The organism is Providencia sp. PROV223 (assembly GCF_028479245.1).
Classification (GTDB): domain Bacteria; phylum Pseudomonadota; class Gammaproteobacteria; order Enterobacterales; family Enterobacteriaceae; genus Providencia; species Providencia rettgeri.
The window spans coordinates 45,122-68,527 of the sequence record NZ_JAMPNG010000004.1 but is presented as its reverse complement, the minus strand read 5'-3'; the positions used below and the strand labels follow the sequence as shown (position 1 = coordinate 68,527).

At 40.5% G+C, this 23,406-nt stretch carries 19 protein-coding genes and 6 tRNA genes; 16 read left to right on the top strand and 9 right to left on the bottom strand.

Features of this window, described 5'->3' with window-relative positions:
• Positions 1-170: 170 nt before the first annotated feature.
• The 4 genes from PR767_RS06625 to nagE all read right to left on the bottom strand — a co-directional run bounded on the left by PR767_RS06625 (position 171) and on the right by nagE (position 4,937).
• Positions 171-977, bottom strand: a complete 807-nt coding sequence (locus PR767_RS06625; protein ID WP_272520034.1) for a sel1 repeat family protein — start codon at positions 975-977, stop codon at positions 171-173.
• Entirely contained in the window at positions 974-2,227 is a 1,254-nt protein-coding gene (locus PR767_RS06620; RefSeq protein WP_272520033.1) for a hypothetical protein, read from the bottom strand. The genes PR767_RS06625 and PR767_RS06620 overlap by 4 nt, the downstream gene beginning before the upstream one ends.
• A 186-nt stretch (positions 2,228-2,413) precedes the next feature.
• Complete coding sequence (locus PR767_RS06615; RefSeq protein WP_004909005.1) at positions 2,414-2,668, bottom strand: colicin E3-like toxin immunity protein; 255 nt, start codon at positions 2,666-2,668, stop codon at positions 2,414-2,416.
• Positions 2,669-2,909: 241 nt separating this feature from the next.
• Positions 2,910-4,937, bottom strand: a complete 2,028-nt coding sequence (gene nagE / locus PR767_RS06610) for an N-acetylglucosamine-specific PTS transporter subunit IIBC (RefSeq protein ID WP_110731782.1) — start codon at positions 4,935-4,937, stop codon at positions 2,910-2,912.
• 416 nt (positions 4,938-5,353) lie between these two features.
• On the opposite strand from nagE, the gene nagB reads away from it, so the two are divergent.
• The 10 genes from nagB (at position 5,354) to PR767_RS06560 (ending at position 11,493) form a co-directional block, all read left to right on the top strand.
• Positions 5,354-6,157 carry a glucosamine-6-phosphate deaminase gene (gene nagB / locus PR767_RS06605; RefSeq protein WP_004909001.1) on the top strand — a complete coding sequence of 268 codons (804 nt, stop codon included), beginning with the start codon at positions 5,354-5,356 and terminating at the stop codon, positions 6,155-6,157.
• A gap of 75 nt (positions 6,158-6,232) precedes the next feature.
• Positions 6,233-7,396, top strand: a complete 1,164-nt coding sequence (gene nagA / locus PR767_RS06600) for an N-acetylglucosamine-6-phosphate deacetylase (RefSeq protein ID WP_272520032.1) — start codon at positions 6,233-6,235, stop codon at positions 7,394-7,396.
• Between the two features lie 11 nt (positions 7,397-7,407).
• Positions 7,408-8,631, top strand: a complete 1,224-nt coding sequence (gene nagC / locus PR767_RS06595; RefSeq protein WP_115167741.1) for a DNA-binding transcriptional regulator NagC — start codon at positions 7,408-7,410, stop codon at positions 8,629-8,631.
• Between the two features lie 369 nt (positions 8,632-9,000).
• Positions 9,001-9,077: transfer RNA gene (locus PR767_RS06590), tRNA-Met, on the top strand.
• Positions 9,078-9,083: 6 nt separating this feature from the next.
• Positions 9,084-9,168 (top strand) — tRNA-Leu (locus tag PR767_RS06585).
• A 31-nt stretch (positions 9,169-9,199) separates the two neighbouring features.
• Positions 9,200-9,274: transfer RNA gene (locus PR767_RS06580), tRNA-Gln, on the top strand.
• 31 nt (positions 9,275-9,305) lie between these two features.
• Positions 9,306-9,380: transfer RNA gene (locus PR767_RS06575), tRNA-Gln, on the top strand.
• A gap of 50 nt (positions 9,381-9,430) precedes the next feature.
• Positions 9,431-9,507: transfer RNA gene (locus PR767_RS06570), tRNA-Met, on the top strand.
• Between the two features lie 10 nt (positions 9,508-9,517).
• A tRNA-Gln gene (locus tag PR767_RS06565) sits at positions 9,518-9,592 on the top strand.
• Between the two features lie 545 nt (positions 9,593-10,137).
• Entirely contained in the window at positions 10,138-11,493 is a 1,356-nt protein-coding gene (locus PR767_RS06560) for a dicarboxylate/amino acid:cation symporter (protein WP_272520031.1), read from the top strand.
• A gap of 70 nt (positions 11,494-11,563) precedes the next feature.
• Here the strand turns inward: PR767_RS06560 and ubiF are convergent, their stop codons facing one another.
• Positions 11,564-12,751: a 3-demethoxyubiquinol 3-hydroxylase gene (gene ubiF, locus PR767_RS06555; RefSeq protein WP_272520030.1), complete on the bottom strand. Its 1,188-nt coding sequence runs from the start codon at positions 12,749-12,751 to the stop codon at positions 11,564-11,566.
• A 461-nt stretch (positions 12,752-13,212) separates the two neighbouring features.
• On the opposite strand from ubiF, the gene miaB reads away from it, so the two are divergent.
• The 5 genes from miaB to lnt all read left to right on the top strand — a co-directional run bounded on the left by miaB (position 13,213) and on the right by lnt (position 18,982).
• A complete protein-coding gene (miaB, locus tag PR767_RS06550) occupies positions 13,213-14,643 on the top strand; it encodes a tRNA (N6-isopentenyl adenosine(37)-C2)-methylthiotransferase MiaB (protein ID WP_004908990.1) in 1,431 nt (476 codons plus the stop codon).
• Positions 14,644-14,682: 39 nt separating this feature from the next.
• A complete protein-coding gene (locus tag PR767_RS06545; protein WP_272520090.1) occupies positions 14,683-15,735 on the top strand; it encodes a PhoH family protein in 1,053 nt (350 codons plus the stop codon).
• Positions 15,736-16,203: an rRNA maturation RNase YbeY gene (ybeY, locus tag PR767_RS06540; RefSeq protein WP_004908987.1), complete on the top strand. Its 468-nt coding sequence runs from the start codon at positions 15,736-15,738 to the stop codon at positions 16,201-16,203. It begins immediately after the preceding gene.
• Positions 16,204-16,568: 365 nt separating this feature from the next.
• Entirely contained in the window at positions 16,569-17,453 is an 885-nt protein-coding gene (corC, locus tag PR767_RS06535) for a CNNM family magnesium/cobalt transport protein CorC (RefSeq protein WP_004908986.1), read from the top strand.
• Positions 17,453-18,982, top strand: a complete 1,530-nt coding sequence (lnt, locus tag PR767_RS06530) for an apolipoprotein N-acyltransferase (protein WP_004908974.1) — start codon at positions 17,453-17,455, stop codon at positions 18,980-18,982. The genes corC and lnt overlap by 1 nt, the downstream gene beginning before the upstream one ends.
• Before the next feature lie 47 nt (positions 18,983-19,029).
• On the opposite strand, the gene PR767_RS06525 is transcribed toward lnt, so the two are convergent.
• Positions 19,030-19,953, bottom strand: coding sequence for a sugar kinase (locus PR767_RS06525; RefSeq protein ID WP_222959894.1), 924 nt, complete (start codon positions 19,951-19,953; stop codon positions 19,030-19,032).
• A complete protein-coding gene (locus tag PR767_RS06520; protein ID WP_109913202.1) occupies positions 19,953-20,972 on the bottom strand; it encodes an SPFH domain-containing protein in 1,020 nt (339 codons plus the stop codon). Before PR767_RS06520 ends, PR767_RS06525 begins: the two co-directional genes overlap by 1 nt.
• A 151-nt stretch (positions 20,973-21,123) precedes the next feature.
• Here PR767_RS06520 and PR767_RS06515 point away from each other — a divergent pair, with 151 nt between their 5' ends.
• On the top strand, positions 21,124-21,837 hold the full coding sequence (locus PR767_RS06515; protein ID WP_004908966.1) for an NUDIX hydrolase: 714 nt from the start codon (positions 21,124-21,126) through the stop codon (positions 21,835-21,837).
• 48 nt (positions 21,838-21,885) lie between these two features.
• Here the strand turns inward: PR767_RS06515 and PR767_RS06510 are convergent, their stop codons facing one another.
• Positions 21,886-22,413, bottom strand: a complete 528-nt coding sequence (locus PR767_RS06510; protein ID WP_117162198.1) for a protein K — start codon at positions 22,411-22,413, stop codon at positions 21,886-21,888.
• A 110-nt stretch (positions 22,414-22,523) separates the two neighbouring features.
• Positions 22,524-23,024 (bottom strand): protein disulfide oxidoreductase, encoded by a 501-nt coding sequence (locus PR767_RS06505; protein ID WP_004908960.1) that lies wholly within the window; start codon positions 23,022-23,024, stop codon positions 22,524-22,526.
• Between the last annotated feature and the right edge of the window lie 382 nt (positions 23,025-23,406).

Genomic DNA, 23,406 nt, shown 5'->3' with positions numbered 1-23,406 from the left:
GAAAAAAGCGCCTTGCTTATGCAGATTTGACAACCTTGTTTGAGATTTCGCCAATGTTATTAATAAATGCAATTTTTTAATACGAAAAATAGAGTGTTTTTTACACTCTATTTTTAACGTATTATTCATAACTACCTTTCATACTAGTCATAAAATAAAATTTTGGTAAATTAACCAATCGCATCTTTCTCTTTCTGATTTCCTCTATGTTTTTTTAAGTACGCTTCTATTTTCTTTTCTACTTTATCATTACATTCTTTTACCCAGATACGGTTATTAGGGTTTTGTTGCTTACATTTATCACCTTCATTTGATATTTTGAGTAAATCAACATATGTATCAAAATTCTTGAGGTAATATGCATCTTGCCCCTTTGGGTTATCTCTTGCGGCCATTTCTAAATAGTATTTAGCTTTATTAAAGTCCTGAGGGATCCCGCCGAGTCCATGTAAATAAATCGTCGAAAGATTTTTTCCTGCTACAATTACCTTATTACCATGAAGGTGGTAAGCTCGTTCATAATATGAAATTGCTTCTGGCATATTTACTTCCCCCCCATTACCATGCTGATAGTTTACCCCTGTAAATAACAGAGCTAACCCATTGTTAGAATTAATTTTTAATACTCTCTTCAAAAAGAAATTTGCCAGTGCACACTCTTCTTTTGCAGCTTTCACATTATGTAAATGCTTAAAATCGGTGCAACCAATTCTGAAAAAAGAAAATAAGGCATAATTATCATCTTCATTATTATTTTTTAATGCCCGATGATATAACTCAAGCACTTGCTGTTGGTTTGCAGGATAAGAAACTTTTTTAGGTAGGTCTGGGTCATAACGTAGTTCTGTTTCATTATACCCAATGGTATATAGACGATCTCTTACAGTTGGAATTAAAGGAGGATTTGTATTCCCTCCCCAAATTGGAGTCCCGATAATGAACGCTCCTATAACGATAGACCATGAAAGCAACCTCACGAGATTTTTCCTAAATCATTGGTAGAGAGTGAAGTTGCATGAGGATAGCTTGTTATGGTGTCTGCAATTAAAAAGATACAGTCATCATTTGAGGGGAATGAAAAACCAAGCATATTATCAATAAGTTGATTAAAATTTTGTTGTAAATTAATCGTATTCGCTCGCTGGTGAAATAATACATCAACGACTTCAGTTTGCTTATTATTATCCCAACTTACCTTAGCCATTAATTTATGGAAATTACCATTCTCATCATAAAAATTGAGCTCATTTGCATTCAACTCAATTGCGTTAATGCCCATATTACTTAAATTTGTTAATTCATGGAATTGACTAATACCATCCGAATTTTTATCTTGCCAGACTTTTAACTCCAACCAAAACTTATCACTTGAATTAATAATTCTATCAGTATTACTGTCCAATTCAGATAAAGCAGAAAAGCCATCTTTCAGTCGTGTATTACTAATCTGTAGGTTATTGTTACCAAACAATTCGTTACCTGAATTAATCATGCCATCTTTATTTTTATCCCACACCAGTAATCCATCATCTGGGTGTACCCAGCCTGTTCGCGACTTAATTGCATTTCCTTTAAAATCGAATTCAACGCCAAAACTATCTACTAAAGTTTGTACACCATTACCACCTAAATCAATTACTAATGGTGTTTCGTAATCATCAGCCAAATTGTCTAAATTCTCATAAGCATCATCAGGCCAAAAGGGGATATTAATACCTTGCATGCCTGCTTTTTCTAGCTCTGACTGAACAAATTTACCGCACGTTTTTTCCCCAGTTAAACTAAATGGATTATAATTCGGAGGCTGCGTTTTTCCTGTTTTATAATCATGCATAGCCGTATATAGATTATTGAAATAACTAAAAAACTGTTGATTATTTGATGTTATCGTCAATGTGGAAGCACTTTTATAACGAACATGATCATTAAAAGACAAATTATCTTTTGATGACCCCCAATCTTCTCCTGGACTAAGTCCCATGCTAATTTGTTCATAATTATGTGTCACAGGATTAATGCCTCGAATACTAATATAGGTATGTCCCCATTGTGATGTATTCCCCGTGTCTTCTCCTAACTGATTGTAAATTGGACTACCTTTAGGCGCCACATGAATGGTTATGCTGGGTGGCCCTATCTGCATCGGGTCATGACCTGCGCCTAAGTTTCTATGAATATTCATATCTTCTAGTTTATGGATCTGTAGGTGCTTTATTGACTCTGTCATAATACATATTCCTTATGTTATTACTTTGAATAAATCCCTAATATTTCTACAGATTTTTACCTTTATTTTAAATAAATAAATTATTTACCAATTATTTTATATAACCCTCATTTTTATGGGTAAATATTAACCTGCATAAAAAAAAGCAAATTAAATGATTTACTAATAATTTATAAATATAAATAATTACCATTCTTCTCGATAATCGAATGAAACTTGATAATCATATTTATTAAATTTAAATTTATGTTTTATATGCTTTTGAAGATTAGAGGCCCAATCAGAAAGCACATCAAAACAACCATTATTAATAATGTTTTCTTCAGGGTTAATAGTTTTTTCTATAATGCTACCATCATCCCCTAAGTCAAGAGAATACTCTTCACCAACATATTCTTCTGTTTGTTTATCAAACCAAACTAGATGAATTTTTAATCCCATTTTTTCTCCTTATAGATACTTTGTTATATTGCTTTTAGGCGCTTTTATTTTAATTACTCTCGTATTTCAGCCTCTCCACAAAGCTAACAATTAATTATATTTTCTTTATACACTGGACTCAATTGATACTGATTATCATTATTTGTTATGCCCTATATGATTATCTTTTTCTTATTTAAACTGCATAAACAAAGAGGGTGGCCTAAGCCACCCTCTTACTCACTTATAATATTAAACTGAATTATTTCAGAACATTATAAATAACAGTTTCACCTGCTTTCACGTCACCTTCAACTAAAATTTCGACGCCAGAAAAATCATCGATATTGCTGATGATAACAGGGCTAATCATTGATTTAGCATTGGCTTCAAGGAACGCGAGGTCTAAGTTCAGGATTGGTGTGCCAGCGGTTACTTCAGCACCTTCTTCCACTAAACGTGCGCAACCTTCACCTTTCAGTGCAACCGTATCGATCCCCATATGAACAATGAGTTCAACACCGTTTTCTGTTTCAAGGCAGAATGCGTGGTTAGTTTCGAAAATTTTCACCACCGTACCTGACGCCGGCGCTAACACTTCGCTGCTTGTTGGTTTGATGGCAATACCATCGCCCACAATGCGGCTAGAAAACGCTTCATCTGGCACATCGTCAAGGGAGAACACTTGACCACTGACTGGCGCAACCAGAGATAAAATCACATTACCTTTTGTTTTCGCAGGCTCTGCGGCTTTTTTCTCTTCTGCTGCTGCAACTGGTGCAGAACCGGCAATAGGGCCTTTTGCAATTACTTCAGTCATTGCTTTTGCGACCAATTCAGCACGTGTACCGACAATCACTTGCACATTTTGTTTGCTTAAGCGGATAACACCTGAAGCGCCTAAACGTTTAGTCATCGCATCATTAACAACTGCTGAATCTTTAACGCCTAAACGTAAACGTGTAATACAGGCATCAATACTGACGATGTTGTCACTACCACCAACCGCTGCAACATATTGGCGAGCTTCTTTTTGAATATCGCTGTCACTGTTATCGGCAGGGCTAATGCTTTCGTCATAACCATCAATCGTTTCATCACCTGCGCTCTCTTCACGGCCTGGTGTTAACAGGTTGAATTTACGGATCATGAAACGGAAAATGACATAGTAAATGCAGAAGAAGACTAAGCCTTGAACAATCAACATATACCACTGAACGGCTAATGGGTTACGTGATTGCAATAACATATCGACTAAACCTGCGCTGAAACCGAACCCTGAAATCCATTCCATTGTTGCTGCGATATAAACCGAAATACCCGTTAACAATGCGTGGACTACGTACAGAATTGGCGCCACGAACATGAATGAGAATTCAAGTGGTTCAGTGATACCGGTGAAGAATGCCGCAAACGCACCAGCAATCATAATACCAGCCACTTTGGCTTTGTTTTCCGGGCGAGCACAGTGGTAAATCGCTAATGCCGCACCAGGTAAACCAAACATCATGATTGGGAAGAAGCCTGCTTGATAGCGACCAGTGATACCTACCGTTGCCAAGCCGGCATCAATTGACTTAGCGCCGCCTAAGAAGTTCGGAATATCATTGATCCCAGCAACGTCAAACCAGAACACAGAGTTAAGTGCGTGGTGTAGACCAACAGGAATTAATAAACGGTTGAAGAAGGCATAAATACCCGCTCCCACAGAACCTAAATCTTTAATGCTTTCACCGAAAGAAACCAAACCATTATATACCACCGGCCAAACATACATCAGAATGAAGGCTAAGATGATCATTAAGAATGATGTCAAAATCGGCACGAGGCGACGACCGCTAAAGAAAGACAACGCTTTTGGTAGCTCTACGCCACTGTAGCGGTTGTACAATTCAGCAGACAATACCCCAACTAAGATACCCACGAATTGGTTATTTATTTTACCGAATGCCGCAGGAACGCTTTCCAACGGAACATTCATGATCATGGAATAAGATGCCGGCGAACACAGTGTTGTCACGACTAAAAAGCCAACAAAACCGGTCAGCGCAGCCGCACCGTCCTTATCTTTTGACATTCCATAAGCAACACCAATAGCAAACAGTACGGACATATTATCAATAATAGCCGCACCCGATTTTATCAGTAACGCTGCGATTGCACTATTGGCTCCCCAACCATCTGGGTCAATCCAATAGCCAATCCCCATCAGGATTGCTGCGGCTGGTAGTACAGCAACTGGCACCATAAGTGCCCTACCAATCCGCTGTAAGTAGCTAAGAATATTCACAAACTCCCCCTTTATCGCCCTATTTTTGCCCCATTTACGGGATCTTATTGTTCACACACCTAAATCATAATTTAGGTTATTGAGAGTATCAATTTCATAGTCTAAATTAATTGTTTCGCGATGCAAAATAAATAGGTTCGATTTGTGATAAATGTCAACGAAAGAGTTACTGATATGACTAAATTACTAGCTATTATCGAAAACTTATTTTATGATTAAAAATAACTTATTTGTACTATTAACCTGTATATTCTCAGCACACTTGAATGCATGTCCTGAAACAAAAATAGCATGTCAACCAAGTGATAATGCACAATAAATTTGAAGTATAACGAGTATTCCTATATCTAATGAATAACATCAGGGATACATATATACATGAAAGATTTCACAGACTTATTAGAGGTAATTGAGACATGAGGCTAATTCCACTTAATAATGCGCATGATGTTGGCATTTGGTCCGCACAGTATATCGCTGACAAAATCAACGCATTCAACCCTACTGCTGATCGCCCTTTCGTTCTTGGGTTACCAACAGGCGGTACCCCTCTTGCCACTTATAAAGCACTGATTGCTTTATATAACGCAGGAAAAGTTAGTTTTAAGCATGTGGTAACATTTAATATGGATGAATATATTGGTATTCCAGCTAATCATCCTCAAAGCTATCACACATTTATGCATGAAAATTTCTTTAACCACATCGACATTCAAGCGCAAAATATTAATTTACTGAATGGTAATGCCCCAGATGTTGATGCGGAATGCCAACGTTATGAAGATAAAATTAAATCTTACGGCAAAATTAATTTATTTATGGGCGGCGTAGGTAACGACGGTCACATTGCTTTTAATGAACCCGGTTCTTCATTGAACTCACGCACCCGCATTAAAACATTGACACCAGAAACGCGCCAAGCTAACTCACGTTTCTTTGATAATGATATCAATCAAGTACCAAAATTTGCTTTAACTGTCGGTGTCGCCACATTAATGGATGCTGAAGAGTTAATGGTACTTGCAACGGGTGCGAATAAAGCGAACGCAGTTCATGCCGCAGTTGAAGGTTCAATTAACCATATGTGGACAGTGAGCTGCGTGCAAATGCACCCAAAAGCACTGGTCGTCTGTGATGAACCCGCAACACTCGAATTAAAAGTTAAAACGCTTAAATATTTCAAACAGCTAGAATCTGAAATTATTGAAAAGTTTAACTAAGATTATATTTATCAATCACCCGATCAGCGAAGGCTGATCGGTGACCCACTTTCCAGAGGTCAGGAGTTTTAAGCCATGTATGCATTAACAAATTGCATTATTTATACAGGTCATGAAAGACTGGATAACCATGCGGTCGTCATTGATGGTGAAATCATCAAAGATGTTTGTCCTGTCTCTGAATTACCTTCCCATATTCCACAACATGACCTACAAGGTGCGACGTTATCTGCAGGGTTTATTGACCTGCAAGTCAACGGCTGTGGTGGTGTCCAATTCAATGATAATAAAGAAAATGTCACATTAAAGAATTTGGATATCATGCAAAAAGCCAATGAGCGTACAGGATGTACCAGTTACCTGCCAACGCTGATTACCTGCTCTGACGAATTGATGAAGCATGGTATTGAGGTCATGACTGAGTACTTAAAAGACCACAAGAACCAAGCTCTCGGGCTCCATTTAGAAGGCCCATATATTAATGTTATTAAAAAAGGCACACATAACCCTGAATTTATCCGCCAACCATCCGCGCAGATGATTGATTATTTAGCTGCTCATGCAGACTCCATCACTAAAATCACTTTAGCGCCTGAAATGGTTGAACTTGATTACATTCATCAACTGAAAGATTCCGGCATTGTTATTTCTGCTGGGCATTCAAATGCAACGTATGAAGAGGCTAAACTGGGCTTTAAAGCCGGAATTCGCTTTTCAACGCATATTTTCAACGCCATGCCATATATTTCAGGCCGTGGCCCCGGTTTAGTTGGTGCTATTTATGACACTCCTGAAGTGTATGCGGGAATTATCGCTGATGGCTTACATGTTCAGTGGGCAAATATCCGTAATAGTAAGCACTTAAAAGGTGATAAATTAATTTTAGTGACTGATGCCACAGCGCCGGCAGGAATAGATCCTCAAACTGGTGAAATGGATCATTTTATCTTCGCGGGTAAAACCATATACTACCGCGATGGATTATGTGTAGATGAAAATGGCACACTCAGCGGCTCGTCACTCACCATGATAGAAGCAGTGAGAAACAGTGTAGAGTACGTGGGTATTCCATTAGATGAAACACTGAGAATGGCAACGCTCTACCCCGCAAGAGCCATTGGAGTTGATGAGACTTTAGGGTCTATTGCTCCGGGTAAAATTGCGAATTTAACCGCGTTTAACCACGACTTCGACGTCCTTGCAACCTATGTTAACGGAGCAGAAGTCTACAAAAAATGAGTAACTAGCTAATGAATCAAAGCCACTCGCTGAAGCAAATTGGTAATATTGATCTCGTCAAACAACTAAATAGCGCTGTCGTCTATAGTTTAATTGACCAACATGGCCCGATATCAAGAATTCAAATCGCGGAGCAAAGCCAACTTGCCCCAGCCAGTGTGACTAAAATCACTCGCCAGTTACTCGAACGTGGTTTAATTAAAGAAGTTGACCAACAGGCCTCTACTGGAGGCCGTCGTGCCATATCTATTGTTTCTGAACACAAAAATTTTCACACGATTGGCGTCCGCTTAGGGCGCTATGATGCCACCATCGCCTTATACGACTTAGGTGGCAAAATGATTGTCGATGCCCATTACCCTATCACAGAGCCTTCTCAGCAAGCCGTAGAACAAAAGTTGATTGCCGCTCTTGAAGATTTTATTGAGCACAATCACAAGCGCTTAAAAGAGCTGATTGCGATTTCTATTATTCTCCCTGGGTTAGTTAACCCAAATAGTGGGATTGTTTACTACATGCCACATATCAAGGTCGACAATTGGCATCTCATCGACAATTTACAAGCACACTTTAAAATTACCTGTTATGCAGGGCATGATATTCGCAGCCTAGCCCTCGCTGAGAGCTATTTTGGTGCTACTCGTGATTGCGAAGACTCTCTACTAGTTCGCATCCACAGAGGCGCAGGGGCGGGTTTAGTCATCAATAAAGAGATATTACTCAACCATCGAGGTAACCTCGGGGAAATTGGGCATATTCAAGTTGACCCTCTTGGCGAACTTTGCCATTGCGGTAATTTTGGTTGTTTAGAAACCATTGCCTCAAACCAAGCGATTGAAGCCCGCGTAAAACAGCGTTTAGAACAAGGCTATTCGAGCTCCCTTACATTGGAAACTTGTACGATTTCCCATATTTGCCAAGCCGCTAATAAGGGAGATCCTCTTGCTACGGAAGTTATCCAGCACGTTGGCCGGCAAATCGGTAAAGCGATAGCTATCTCTATAAACTTATTTAACCCTGAAAAAGTCGTTATTGCAGGCGATATCACAGAAGCAGAACAAATTCTGTTACCCGCAATTCAAAGCTGCATTGATACACAAGCCTTAAAAGGATTTAGAGAGAATCTTCCCATCGTCACATCGCAGCTAGTTCATAACTCGGCAATAGGCGCTTTCGCACTCACTAAACGCGCGATGCTCAATGGTGAATTATTACAAAAACTGTTTGAAAGCTAATTTTTGGCGTGTTTTTTTAAAGCAGGTTGAGATACCTGCTTTTTTATTGTCTATAAACTGAACGCTGCATTCCATACATCACTTTTAGCATACTCCCCATTCCTCCGTTTTGTTCCCCCACACAAATTTTTTAGCTCTTTCGCTGTTTTATTTCACACCATAACCAAATTACATTTATCTAGCGTCTAAGACAAAAAGTGATTTTTTTCAAATACGGGCTTGTTTTTTGCTGGCTTTATCGACAAAATGATTATTCAACAAACAAACAGTCACGTTTTCTAAAAAATAGTGCAAAAAGCTGTTGACTGTCGGGTCTGTAATTAGCATAATGCGCCCCGCAACGCCGACGAAGGTTATGCAAAAAAAGATGGCTATGTAGCTCAGCTGGTTAGAGCACAACACTCATAATGTTGGGGTCACAGGTTCGAATCCCGTCATAGCCACCATTATTTGCGGGAGTGGCGAAATTGGTAGACGCACCAGATTTAGGTTCTGGCGCCGCAAGGTGTGCAAGTTCAAGTCTTGTCTCCCGCACCATTTTCCTTCTCGGTAGCATTGAATTTAAGATTGGGGTATCGCCAAGCGGTAAGGCACCAGGTTTTGATCCTGGCATTCCCAGGTTCGAATCCTGGTACCCCAGCCATCTTAAAACAATCAATAGTAGAATTCCCGGATGGGGTATCGCCAAGCGGTAAGGCACCAGGTTTTGATCCTGGCATTCCCAGGTTCGAATCCTGGTACCCCAGCCATCTACTATCCTACCTAGAGTTGCACAATTCATTTCAAAGAAATTATATATGGCTATGTAGCTCAGTTGGTTAGAGCACAACACTCATAATGTTGGGGTCACAGGTTCGAATCCCGTCGTAGCTACCATTTCTTTTGTTGGGGTATCGCCAAGCGGTAAGGCACCAGGTTTTGATCCTGGCATTCCCAGGTTCGAATCCTGGTACCCCAGCCATTCTCTTTTCAATATCACTTAAATTAACGCCTATTATCTCTTTCTCTGCCTAAACTATCTTAATTTTGCTTATCGATTTTATTGATAAATTAAATAAAAAATAAAAAAATAGCAGATAACTCTATTTTTTAATAAGTTGAGGCTTCATCTCTACTGTTTTCTATATTTCTATCTCTATTTTTAGCTTAAATGATGACTTTTTAGTGATTTACTTATTTATTTAATCCCAATATTATCGGATAACCAATAGCTTAATCGCTTAAAGTGATATTAAAGCAACATTTAGCTCATAAAATTTACGTTTGCATAACTTTTCTATCAAATATGTGACTTCAATCATTTCTCTATAACTGCTGAAAGTGGTAATCTGCGCTCGAATTGTAGTTAGGTATGATTATTACCAGTTAAATTATTATCAACCTCTGGTACTAATAAATTCAGCCCCTTCTTCCATTCCAACTAAATTAGTTCTCAGAAACTCTAATAAAAGTTTTAAACCTAATAATTATAAATTGCCAAACGCAACATTTTTACAGAGAAAATTTATGCGAAACATGATAAAGCAACCAATATATAAGATCTTATATGTTCAGGTAATCGTAGCCATCGTTCTGGGTATCGCACTTGGCCACTTTTTTCCAGACATTGGAGAATCATTAAAACCGCTTGGTGATGCATTCATCAAAATCGTTAAAATGATTATCGCGCCAGTTATCTTCTTAACTGTTGTTACTGGTATATCTGGCATGTCAAACATGAAGGCCGTTGGTAGCGTCGCAGGTAAAGCGATGCTCTACTTCATCACTTTCTCGACCATCGCCCTCGTCATCGGTCTTATCGTCGCGAATATCATTCGCCCAGGTTCAGGCCTTAATATTGATCCGGCAACCCTTGATAGCACTAAAGTTGCCACCTACGTTGAAAAAGCACACGAATCTTCGATAGTTGGCTTCTTGATGAATATCATCCCTGATACCGTCATTAGTCCATTAGTAAACGGCAACATCCTGCAAGTTCTATTTATTGCTGTCATTTTCGGATTAGCATTAGCTGCAACAGGTAAACACGGCGAGCCCATTGTAAAACTACTACAAAACTTCTCTGAACCTGTATTCAAAATGGTTGCGATGCTCATGAAACTCGCACCTATCGGGGCATTTGGCGCAATGGCATTTACTATTGGTAAATATGGAATATCCTCTATCGGCAACTTAATGATGCTGATTATGACGTTCTATATTACCTCACTGTTGTTCGTCTTACTTGTTCTGGGTGCAGTTGCTAAATACAACGGCTTCTCCATCATTGCGCTAATTAAATATATCAAAGACGAGCTATGGTTAGTTTTAGGTACCTCTTCTTCCGAAGCGGCACTGCCAAGCTTAATGCGCAAAATGGAGCATGCAGGGTGTGAAAAATCGGTTGTCGGGTTAGTTATCCCAACGGGTTATTCATTCAATCTTGATGGTACGAATATTTATATGACGATGGCTGCATTGTTTATTGCCCAAGCCACTAATATTGAGCTCACTATTTGGCAACAAATTTCGTTGCTGTTAGTTGCGATGATAAGCTCAAAAGGTGCAGCTGGTGTGACGGGTGCAGGGTTTATTACCTTAGCAGCCACACTGATGGTGGTGCCAAGCGTTCCTGTCGCAGGTATGGCGCTTATTTTAGGTATCGACCGTTTTATGTCTGAGTGCCGTGCATTAACTAACTTAGTGGGTAACGCATGTGCGTGTATCGTTGTTGCGCGTTGGGAAAAAGAACTCGACACAGAAAAATTGGCTCATGCATTTTCAGCAAAAAATGAAACATTAGATTCAGTGATTACTGAAGATGACAGCATCAATACAGACACAAGTAATATTCATCCGGTTGATTTAGCTAATAATAAATAACCATAACTTCTTCACTTAATAATAAATAGGCCGCTAATTAGCGGCCTATTTATTATATTCAAGATAATTTCTATAAACCTAAAGCATACTTCAACGCCAGCTTTTTCGCTTCTCCAGCACGCTGTGCCGCCATCAACCCAAGATTCCTAACTATTTTCAATCCTGGTAACTTTTCACTAAATGCCATATAAAATACGTCCATTCCAGCTTGCATAATTAAATTATCAGGCAAACGACGGCGTTGATAACGCTTCAATACATCAAGGGAATGCCAAGGTTGTATGTATTCGCGCGCGTAAATCACTTCTTTCAACAACGCATCAACATCTCGGTAGCCTAAATTCACTCCCTGCCCCGCTAATGGATTAATGGTATGAGCGGCATCACCAATCAATGCTAATCCATCTATTACATAGCGACGAGCATGATGACGAGTCAGTGGAAATGCCCCTGACGCAATTGCGGTAACAGGCCCTAAACGTTCAGGGAAAGCTTCAGAAATCGCTCCCGTCAACTGTTCCATTGACATGCCTTGTAAACGCCTAATCTTTGCAGGGCTGTCATACCAGACTAATGAAGCCCAATTATCATACAGCGGTAAAAATGCCCTAGGCCCTGATGGAAAAAACTGCTGCCATGTTTTATCTTGCTGAGACTGCTGTGTTTGAATGCTAATCAACATACATGATTGGCGATACTGCCAGCCACGGCTACCAATCCCTGCCATTTTGCGGACCTGCGAATTCGCGCCATCAGCTCCAATAACAAGCTTAGCTTGCAGAGCTCGGCCATCATCTAATGCTAATATCCACTCTTCTTGTGACTTAGGTTGGTATAAATTGATAAGTCTCGCAGGGCAGACAAGGTCTAGATTGTTGTATTTTTCACATTCTTGCCATAATGCAAGCTGTAACACACGGTTTTCTACCATAAACCCAAGTTCAGGCAACCCAAGACTCTGAGCATCAAAAACCACATTGCTCTCTGGCTCTTCCCATGTTTCTAACTGGCGATATGGAGCACTTCGCATTGACTTAACATGTTGCCAAGCCCCTAATTGCTCCAACAATTCAACAGAAGCACGGCTAATCGCAGAAATACGAACATCTGGAGCACTTTGTGGGTCAAAGGCCGCAGGTTGTGCTTTTTCAAGCAAAGCGACTCGCATGCCTTCTTGAGCAAAGCCCAATGCTGCTGCCGCGCCAGTCATACCTGCGCCAACGACGACAACATCATAAGATTCGATTAATTTATTCATACGTTCGCTACTATTTATTGTTTAATAAAGATTGTTGTTTGATAACAGTGACCACGTTGATAAAGGTATTGTACCGAAAAATGATGATCCTCACAGGAAATATAAGCATTGAAGGCTTAGAGGTTATTCGAGCCCTTCATCTTTATAACCTTACAAACAGTGTATTTTGCCGAAAACACTTTAATTTGCACAAAAAACAACCACAATTTTGCAACATCCTCTGGTCACTGATGCCGCAAATGAATACAATACGTGCTAATTTTAAAACAATAGGCAAATTGCCTGCCCTTAGATTTCGTGTGGTGATATTATTTTAAATATCTTTGCATTTATCCCATCATACAATGATGTCCTTAATCAAAATGCATGCGAGCTCCCAAATATAAAGGGTAGGACTTTGGATTTACAACGCGTTTCGGAGTCCATTACACTAGCCGCTTCGAAAACACCGGATATACGACATGTCGACGAATAAAAAGCTATACATTAAAACTTGGGGTTGCCAGATGAATGAGTATGACTCATCCAAAATGGTTTCTTTATTAGAAAATACCCATGGTTATCAACTCACTGAAATTGCTGAAGAAGCAGATTTATTACTGCTTAATACCTGTTCAATTCGTGAAAAAGCACAAGAAAAAGTCTTCCATCAACTTGGTCGTTGGAAGTTTTTTAAAGACAAAAACCCTGACATTATTATTGGTGTAGGCGGCTGTGTCGCTTCACAAGAAGGGGATTTTATTCGCCAACGTGCACCAAGCGTTGACATCGTTTTCGGCCCGCAAACTTTGCACCGTTTGCCTGAGATGATTAACCAAGTTCAAGGTACGCGCAGCCCAGTTATTGATATCAGCTTCCCTGAAATTGAAAAATTTGACCGTTTACCCGAACCTCGTGCTGAAGGGCCAACGGCTTTCGTTTCGATTATGGAAGGCTGTAATAAGTATTGCACCTTCTGCGTAGTGCCTTATACCCGTGGTGAAGAAGTTAGCCGCCCTTGTGATGATATTCTATTTGAAATCGCACAGTTAGCTGCACAAGGTGTGCGTGAAGTTAACTTACTGGGTCAAAACGTGAATGCTTACCGCGGTGAGACCTTTGATGGTGAAATTTGCTCATTTGCAGAATTACTGCGTTTAGTTGCAGCTATTGATGGTATCGACCGTGTTCGCTTTACCACTAGCCACCCAATTGAATTTACTGACGATATCATCGAAGTTTACCGGGATACTCCAGAATTAGTCAGCTTCTTGCATCTACCCGTGCAAAGTGGCTCAGACCGCGTTCTAACGATGATGAAACGTGCTCATACGGCACTTGAATACAAAGCCATTATTCGCAAACTACGCGAAGCACGCCCTGGTATTCTTATCAGTTCAGACTTTATCGTGGGCTTCCCCGGTGAAACAACCGAAGACTTCGAAAAAACCATGAAACTGATTGCTGACGTGAATTTTGACATGAGCTACAGCTTTGTTTATTCCGCGCGTCCTGGCACACCCGCTGCAGATTTACCTGACGACGTAACGGAAGATGAGAAAAAACAGCGTCTATACTTACTGCAACAGCGCATTAATCAGCAGGCATTAAGCTTCAGCCGCCAAATGGTGGGAACCATTCAACGTATCTTAGTTGAAGGAACATCGCGTAAAAATGTTATGGAGCTGTCTGGGCGTACTGAAAATAACCGTGTTGTGAACTTTGAAGGTACACCGGATATGATTGGTAAATTTGTGGATGTCGAAATTGTGGATGTTTATACCAACTCATTACGTGGTAAAGTCATTCGTACAGAAGATCAAATGGGTCTTCGCGTTCATGAATCGCCAGAGTCTGTTATTGCACGCACCCGTAAAGAAGATGAGCTAGGTGTTGGTAGTTTTCAGCCCTAAGCCACAACCATAGGATATTCAGTGACCGAGACAAAAAATTTGCAAATCGCAACACAAGAAATCTTTCTAGAACCCGCAGATAACCAACGTTTAATGGGCCTCTGCGGGCCATTTGACGATAATATCAAGCAGCTAGAACGCCGCCTTGCTATCGAAATTAATCGCCGTGATAACCGTTTTAAGTTATCGGGTAAGCCGCTGAACGTTCAAGCGGCCAGCAAAATTTTGCGTCAACTGTATGTTGATACCGCGCCTGTGCGCGGTGTTATCCCTGATATCGACCCTGAAAATATTCACTTAGCCATTCTGGATAGCCGTGTTTTAGAGCAATCCGCCGATAGCGTTCCTGACTACGGTAAAGCGGTGAATATTAAGACTAAACGTGGTGTGATCAAACCACGCACCCCAAATCAAGCGCAATATATCGCCAATATTTTAGACCATGATATTACGTTTGGCATTGGCCCTGCGGGAACTGGGAAAACCTATTTAGCGGTAGCCGCGGCAGTTGATGCCTTAGAACGCCAAGAAGTTCGCCGCATTCTGCTTACGCGCCCTGCTGTTGAAGCAGGTGAGAAACTTGGTTTTTTACCGGGCGACCTCAGCCAAAAAGTCGACCCTTACCTGCGCCCACTTTATGATGCGCTATTCGAAATGTTAGGCTTTGAAAAAGTTGAAAAACTGATTGAGCGTAATGTTATCGAAGTCGCGCCGCTGGCCTATATGCGTGGCCGTACGTTGAATGATGCTTTTATTATTTTAGATGAGAGCCAAAACACCACCATCGAGCAGATGAAGATGTTTTTAACACGTATTGGCTTTAATTCTAAAGCGGTTGTGACGGGAGACATTACTCAGGTTGACTTGCCTCGCGGTAGTAAATCAGGATTACGTCATGCCATTGAAGTGCTCTCCGAAGTCGATGATTTAAGCTTCAATTTCTTCCACAGTGAAGATGTGGTTCGTCATCCTGTTGTTGCCAAAGTCGTCATGGCTTATGAAGCATGGGAAGAACAAGACAATAAACGTCGCCAACAGTTACGTGAAGAAAAAGAACAGCAAAAGCAATTTGAAAAGCAGGAAAATCTATAAATGAGTGACATTATTCTCGATTTACAAATTGCGTGCGAAAACCCTGAAGGCTTGCCTCCTGAAGCCGAATTTCAGCGTTGGTTAACAGCTGTTTTGCCTAAATTTCAAGCACAAAGTGAAGTCACTATTCGGGTGGTTGATGAACCCGAAAGCCATCACTTAAACTTAACCTATCGTGGCAAAGACAAACCGACCAACGTGTTGTCATTCCCCTTTGAGGCTCCGCCAGAAATTGAGCTGCCTTTGCTCGGTGATTTAATTATCTGTCGCCAAGTTGTTGAGCAAGAAGCTATCGAGCAACAAAAAACGGCAGAAGAACACTGGGCTCATATGGTCGTTCATGGTTGCCTTCATCTTTTAGGCTATGATCATATTGAAGATGATGAAGCAGAAGAAATGGAAAGTTTAGAAACCGAAATTCTGGCTGAATTAGGCTACGAAGACCCATATCTTGCAGAAAAAGAGTGACCTAACTATAATTTTTTGAGATATCTTTCTCAAAGAAAGCATTATTTTACAAAAAACTGACGGTTATTTTGCAGATAAACCGTCAATTTTGTGCTAAAAAAGAATGTAGCAAACTGTTTTTATTAACTAACCTAAGCTCCAAATACTTTGACTTGGGCTACTTTTGGTACCAAGTGCAGCCAACAACGCTGCGGTTCGAGATACGACGAGTGAATACTCTAAATAATTCGAATTGCAGCTAGGCGGCAAGCTAGGATATCTCGATGAGCATACATAAGTATGTGATTCGATTAGCCGAGTCCAGCCAACAACGCTGCAGTTCGAAGTATGACGAGTATTTTTTGAGGAAAAAAAAATTAACCGCCATGAGCGACGATAACTCTTCGAGTAGCGATAACCCTGGTCCTAAGAAAGGGTTCTTTGCACTGTTAAATCACCTATTTCATGGTGAACCTAAAAATCGTGATGATTTGGTCGAATTAATCCGCGACTCTGAACAGAACGATTTGATCGATCCTGACACCCGCGAAATGCTTGAAGGGGTAATGGATATCGCGGATCAACGCGTGCGCGACATTATGATCCCGCGTTCCCAAATTGTTACCTTAAAACGTAATCAAACGCTTGATGAGTGCCTTGATGTCATTATTGACTCTGCTCACTCACGCTTCCCTGTTATTAGTGAAGACAAAGACCATATCGAAGGGTTATTGATGGCAAAAGATTTACTGCCATTTATGCGTACCGACGCAGAGCCTTTTAGTATCGATAAGGTATTACGCCAAGCGGTTGTTGTACCTGAAAGTAAGCGAGTAGACAGACTACTCAAAGAATTCCGCTCTCAACGCTATCATATGGCTATCGTTATTGATGAGTTTGGTGGTGTTTCTGGTCTAGTAACCATTGAAGATATTTTAGAGCTCATCGTAGGCGAAATCGAAGACGAGTATGACGACCAAGACGATGTTGATGTTCGCCAGCTTAGCCGCCATTCTTATTCTGTCCGCGCCCTGACGCAGATTGAAGATTTCAATGAAGCCTTTGGGACTCATTTTAGTGACGAAGAAGTTGATACGGTCGGTGGCCTCGTTATGCAAGCCTTTGGTCATCTACCTTCTCGTGGTGAAACCATAACCATAGACAACTATCAATTTAAAGTTGCGATGGCAGATAGTCGCCGGATCCTTCTGCTTCACGTAAAAATCCCAGACGACGCGCCAGTTCCAACTTTGGAAGAAGAAAAGACTTAATGAACTCAACGTCTATTTATCAAAGTCAGCGGTTGCGGTTACTGCTGGCTTTAATTTTCGGAGCCAGTGGAACGCTGGCTTTTTCGCCTTTTGACATCTGGCCTGCCGCACTACTTTCTATCCTTTTCCTCCAATTACTGACCTTGCAGCGCACGGTCAAGCAATCTTTTGCTATCGGCTTTGCTTGGGGATTTGGCTTATTCGGTAGTGGCGTTAACTGGGTTTACGTCAGCATTGCAGATTTTGGCGGCATGCCAGGCCCTGTTAACGTATTTATTGTTATTCTTTTAGCGGCATACCTTTCTCTTTATACTGGGCTTTTTGGCGCATTGATGGCTAAATTTGCCCCACATGCCAATATTTGGCGTTTAGTCTTTTTTGCCCCAGCACTGTGGCAGGTTACTGAGTTTTTACGTGGTTGGGTTCTCACTGGTTTTCCATGGCTGCAATTTGGTTATAGCCAAATTGATGGGCCGATGAAAGCTCTCGCTCCTATATTTGGGGTGGAAATGATTACGTTGCTATTATTTAGCATCAGTGGTCTGCTAGTACTCGCTATCCTACGCCGCAGCTTTATCGCGCTCGCTGTTGCTGCTGCCTTAATTTTTGCCCCATTACTCGCCAAAAATGTACAATGGTTTACCCCCCTTGAAGACAAGAAAATGGAAGTGGCACTGGTTCAAGGCAACATTCCCCAATCAATGAAGTGGGAAGCCAGCTTTTTACAACAAACCAAAGACACCTATATGGAGCTCTCTCGCCCTTATATCGGTAAAGCGTCTTTGATTGTTTGGCCTGAATCGGCAGTACCTTCCGTTGAGCTCGACAACCAAACGTGGCTTAAATCTCTCGACCAATTACTGGCAGAGTCGAACACTCAGTTAATTACGGGTATTGTGGATGCACGCCCGATGGATGGTGAATATACTTTTTATAATACAATCATTGTATTAGGCGATAAAAAACCGTATTTATATCCATCTAAAAACCGCTATAACAAACACCATTTAGTGCCATTTGGTGAATATGTACCTTTAGAAGATTTACTGCGCCCTATCGCACCGTTCTTTAATTTGCCGATGTCAGGTTTTAGCCGTGGCGATTATGAACAAGCGCAATTAGCAGTTGGTAATATTCATCTAACGGCTGCGATTTGCTATGAAATTATTTTAGGTACACAGGTCAGAGATAACTTTAAGCCTGATAGCGACTACTTACTTACTGTTTCAAATGATGCGTGGTTTGGAAAATCCATAGGCCCTTGGCAACACTTCCAAATGGCACGGATGCGTTCTTTGGAGTTAGGCCGCCCACTGTTGCGCTCAACCAATAATGGTATCACCGCAGTGATCAGTGCAGATGGCTCTATTCAGGATATGCTGCCACAATTTAAAACGGCAACACTGGCTACTGAAGTCACCCCAACAACAGGGCTGACTCCTTACGCACGTTGGAGTAATTATCCGATGTGGGGAGTGGTCGTGATATTTGGTATTCTCGGTTTTGCTATGAATAGACGTCAAAAGTAACGATGTTAACCCCACCTCGATGCCTATAAATGAGGTGGGGAAACTAGCTAAGCAACTAATAACCCTCGTACATCTGCAATTTTCACTGTCACAATACAACCTGCATTGAATTGTAAAAAATCATCTTCAATACCATCGGAAAAAATAACGCCGTTATCGGGCATTAATGACTCCACCGCTAACGGGTTACTCGGCTCTATCGTGCCAAATACCCATCTGGTTCCTGTCGTTTTACTTAAAAACGGCTCCCTAACACTAAACTGTAACTTACATTCCTCCCAGCCAAATCCTTGTGCTAACGGATGATTATTCCCTCCCATAATTGCCTGTGCCCCCGCTAAAATAGATTGAAACCACCCCGTTGACCCAAGTCCGGTCGATATAATAATTCCAGAGGATGATTGAAACTCTTGTTCTCCATTCCAGTTCAATAAATAACGTGCCGATGTGTGGCTTTTCGGGCCAATAAATAAATCGTTCACCGCCAGTAGTGATTGCCCGTCATTGGTTGTTGCCTGTGCAAAGGTCACTGATTTTTGTTCAACCTGACCTTTCAATGTTTTCGTTACCACCTCCTGTAATTGACTAATTTCAAATGGCAGTAGTTTTCCATCCCACCTTGCAGGATCGGGGTTAATCGCAATAACGGGCTGCCCTTTTAAATACTTTAACGTATTAGCCACTAAGCCATCCTGCCCAATCACGACGATAATGTCCTGCATAGAAAATTGGTAGCTTGGTAATAATTTTCTTTCCAATAATTGAAATCGGCCTAAAGACTTCAAAATTGATTCAGCTTGAACTAATTGCCGCTGATATAAATCATGTTCATTCAAGTAATCATCGACTTCCACATGATTATGTTCCAAATAAAATTTTGCCTGAGGCCATGTATTGAAGCGTTCAATGAGCTCCTGTAAGCGAGTTTTACGTATCACGAGAATGAATCGGGCATCATCAATCTTATTCATTATTTCGCCCCTTTTTTCATTAGCTGTCCAAATAAATCAGGGGAAATATTTAACTCGCCAATTTTTCCTGCATTTTGTGCTAATGATTCAAATGCCATTGCCATCAATTGCTCTGGTCCCATTTTCGCCAACGCAAGCGCTTTTAAGTTCTCCACTGGTAATTGGCTATAAGCTTTCATTTTAGATTCAATCGCATAGGCATCTGCATCAGATTGGATCCGTTGGTTTTCCACGCTAAGTGCCACCAACTCATTACGTTTTGCTTCCGCACTCACCTGTGCTGTTAATTCTTCTTGCTTAATCTCTGCACGTTCACGTAACAACTTACGTTCATTATCAAGGCGAGCTTCTTCAATTTGCTGCTCTTTGGCCTGCACAGATAAGTCAGTTTCTAGCTCAGCTTCTTTAATCGTCCTTTCTTGTTCGACAGAAAATTTTCGTCTGGCATAGATAGCGTCATCCGCTTCTTTCAAAATGGATTCTCTCGCTTGTGCTTCTAATGCTTTGAGGGTTTCAGGTGAAGGTGCAATTGCTGCAATGGAAACATCTAAAATAGCGATGCCTAATGACTCGATTGCAGCTTGTTCTGCAAGTTGCTTGCTAACTAATGTCACCAATGATTGGCTAATCAATAATGCATCTCGTAATGAAGTAGTTTGTATCTTAGCTTGGATAATAGTTTGAGCCGCACGCACTACCCTGTCGCTCAGTTTAAGTGGATCTTCAGATGCATAGCTTTTTCCATCTTTAGTTAAGTTAAAATTTAAAACATCCGCCGTTTTTTCGGCAGCGACTACCTGAAAAGAAATTTGTCCCTGAATACGTAAACTTTGGAAATCAGAAGATTGTAAATTAAAAATAAAGGGGGCTTCTTGTGCATTCAATGGAAGCGCCGCAATAGAGGTTTTATCCGAGTTATACCAAAAACTGAGCCCCTTACCTTGTTTACGCACTTTTCCATTCACTGATTGAATAACAAAAGTTGATGAGTCTGCTTTGAAATATTTAAAGTTAAACATAGTGTACTCCTCATTAATGTCCTTAAGACTTTAATTTATTATTGTCTTATAGACAAAAACAAGTCAAGAACTAAATGTCCTAATGACAATAACTATTTTTATCTGTATGATTTCCCCCTAAACTTCACCTTTGAATTTGAGTGGTAACAATATGAATGAAAAAGAATTTCTTGCTAGCTATGACAGAAAGGATTATTTATCACCTTTACTCACTGTCGATGCCGTTTTGTTTGCTTACCATGAAAACACGTTGAAGGTATTACTGGTTGAACGAGCTAGTTTCCCCGAAAAGGGGAAATGGGGTTTGCCGGGAGGATTTATTGATGAGCAACATGATCAAACCTTAGAAGAAGCTATTTTACGTAAACTAAAAGAAAAAACAGGCGTGATCCCCCCTTATATTGAGCAGCTTTGTACAGTTGGAAACCACCAACGTGATCCACGCGGTTGGTCTGTCACTGTTTGTTATACGGCTCTAATTGCTTACCAAGCCTGTGAAGCCCATATTGATACAGTAGATTCTGTCAGGTGGGTCTCTATTGATGAAATAGATCAGCTTTCTCTTGCGTTCGACCATTTTAAACTCTATCAACAAGCGAGAGAACGTCTAAAGCAAAAATCACTTTATTCGATAGTTCCAGGCTTTGCATTACCTGAAGTTTTTACCTTAGCTGAACTTCAACATGTCCATGAAGTTCTGATTGGTAAGCCCCTGCAAAATAAATCATTTAGGCGCCGACTTGAACAAGCGGATTTGTTGATTGATACTGGAGAGAAACGCCATGAGCGCGGTCGCCCTGCTAATTTATATCGCTTAAAACCACAATCAGCGGATTACCGTTTTATTCGTAATTTGGAATTTTAATTTTTGAACTGCCTGATAAATCAATATTATCAGGCACCGCAATGAATGCTATTGGCAAATCGCAGGGGTCACAATATAAGTAAAAATGAGTTTGTTGGACTTATGGTAATTATGCGTAATGCCTTCAGGGAACATTCCATGCAAAATATCCATACCTGCATTTTTACCGCAGTAGTTGCGGTTCAAAATTTCACGCATATTTTGCTGCCAGCTATCGCCTTCCAATACGTTGTCAGGGATCCCTTTGATGGTGTATTGGTAAAATAACATGCCATTTTTCGCGGTGACTTCAGTCAATAGAGTCACATCATCAATCAGCATAGGTAATGATTCTGCCATGTCAGACAGAAAAATGCCCCGTAACATCGTTGGGTCATCATCTCCTTTAGCATTAAAGGCATTAATTTTATCTTCTGTTGAATTAGCTTTTATTTCATCATAACGCTGTTCTATTTGTGAATTTTCGATCGTTCCTGACGGTTGTTCCGGTACTGTTTTCTCTTCCACCTCAGGGGAACATCCCGCGATTAGTATCACACCTAAAAATAATCCAACCACTTTTTTAAACATAGCCATCCCATTCACCTATTTTATTATTTATATAGCCGAATGAGTTTACCATAATGATAAATTAAACTTATAGGCAGAAAAATCCCCTTTTTTAGCCCAAAGGGGATGATAGAAAACTAAAAAGATGCCAACCACATACGCATTTTTAAGCCATAAGAACTCGTCCAACCCGATGTAAAACTGACTAGCTCACCGTTATCAATCACCATAAAAGTGGGCGTCGCACTGACCCCAACCGCATTGGAAAGTTGCCCGCTTATATCGTTGATCACAGGAAAGGTTAGCTCCTTGTTTTCCATCCCCTTAATTAAGCGAGATGTTTCACCTGAACGTATCGCTACCGAAATAATTGGCATACCTGATTGGCTTAATTCTGATACCGTTGGCGAAGTCAAATTACAGACCCCACACCACGTCGCCCAGAAATAAACCAATATCGGTTTTTCTTTACTTAACTCTGCCAATGAAACCGTCTCACCGTTGGCCAGAGTGTGTTGTTCCAATAATACAGGCGCAAGGGTTTGTGGCTTGCGCCATAAATCCATCACTGTAAAGGCAATAAATAAAATAATTGCCAAAACAATAATTTCTTTAGACCATTTTTTTATTTTATTCATATAGTTGCTTACCTATTTGGTATCAAATAGTACAAATCAATGATGTAAGAAACCAAAACATCCACTTAAAATGAATGCTTTAGCATTTAATTAAATATTTGTTTTCCTATCCTCTAATTCTAGAGTTTTGGATTGTTTAATCTTTATCCTCTAATTTTAGAGTTTGGATTGTTTAATCTTTATCCTCTAATTCTAGAGTTTGGATTATTTAATCTTTATCCTCTAATTTTAGAGTTTGGATTATTTAATCTTTATCCTCTAAATAATTCGCGTTGTGGCTAGGCGGCAAACGAGACTATCGTGGGGAGCATACACAAGTATGTGACTCACGTAGTCGAGAGCAGCCAACAACGCCACAGCGCGAAATATGACGAGGATAACG

Bases quoted from the DNA above. Each gene is read 5' to 3' on its own strand.
- PR767_RS06525 (WP_222959894.1), bottom strand. From the start codon at position 19,953: ATGAATAAGATTGATGATGCCCGATTCATTCTCGTGATACGTAAAACT.
- nagB (WP_004909001.1), top strand. From the start codon at position 5,354: ATGAGGCTAATTCCACTTAATAATGCGCATGATGTTGGCATTTGGTCC.
- ybeY (WP_004908987.1), top strand. From the start codon at position 15,736: ATGAGTGACATTATTCTCGATTTACAAATTGCGTGCGAAAACCCTGAA.
- ubiF (WP_272520030.1), bottom strand. From the start codon at position 12,751: ATGAATAAATTAATCGAATCTTATGATGTTGTCGTCGTTGGCGCAGGT.
- PR767_RS06560 (WP_272520031.1), top strand. From the start codon at position 10,138: ATGCGAAACATGATAAAGCAACCAATATATAAGATCTTATATGTTCAG.
- corC (WP_004908986.1), top strand. From the start codon at position 16,569: ATGAGCGACGATAACTCTTCGAGTAGCGATAACCCTGGTCCTAAGAAA.
- PR767_RS06505 (WP_004908960.1), bottom strand. From the start codon at position 23,024: ATGAATAAAATAAAAAAATGGTCTAAAGAAATTATTGTTTTGGCAATT.
- nagC (WP_115167741.1), top strand. From the start codon at position 7,408: ATGAATCAAAGCCACTCGCTGAAGCAAATTGGTAATATTGATCTCGTC.
- miaB (WP_004908990.1), top strand. From the start codon at position 13,213: ATGTCGACGAATAAAAAGCTATACATTAAAACTTGGGGTTGCCAGATG.
- nagA (WP_272520032.1), top strand. From the start codon at position 6,233: ATGTATGCATTAACAAATTGCATTATTTATACAGGTCATGAAAGACTG.
- lnt (WP_004908974.1), top strand. From the start codon at position 17,453: ATGAACTCAACGTCTATTTATCAAAGTCAGCGGTTGCGGTTACTGCTG.
- PR767_RS06615 (WP_004909005.1), bottom strand. From the start codon at position 2,668: ATGGGATTAAAAATTCATCTAGTTTGGTTTGATAAACAAACAGAAGAA.
- PR767_RS06515 (WP_004908966.1), top strand. From the start codon at position 21,124: ATGAATGAAAAAGAATTTCTTGCTAGCTATGACAGAAAGGATTATTTA.
- PR767_RS06510 (WP_117162198.1), bottom strand. From the start codon at position 22,413: ATGGCTATGTTTAAAAAAGTGGTTGGATTATTTTTAGGTGTGATACTA.
- PR767_RS06520 (WP_109913202.1), bottom strand. From the start codon at position 20,972: ATGTTTAACTTTAAATATTTCAAAGCAGACTCATCAACTTTTGTTATT.
- PR767_RS06620 (WP_272520033.1), bottom strand. From the start codon at position 2,227: ATGACAGAGTCAATAAAGCACCTACAGATCCATAAACTAGAAGATATG.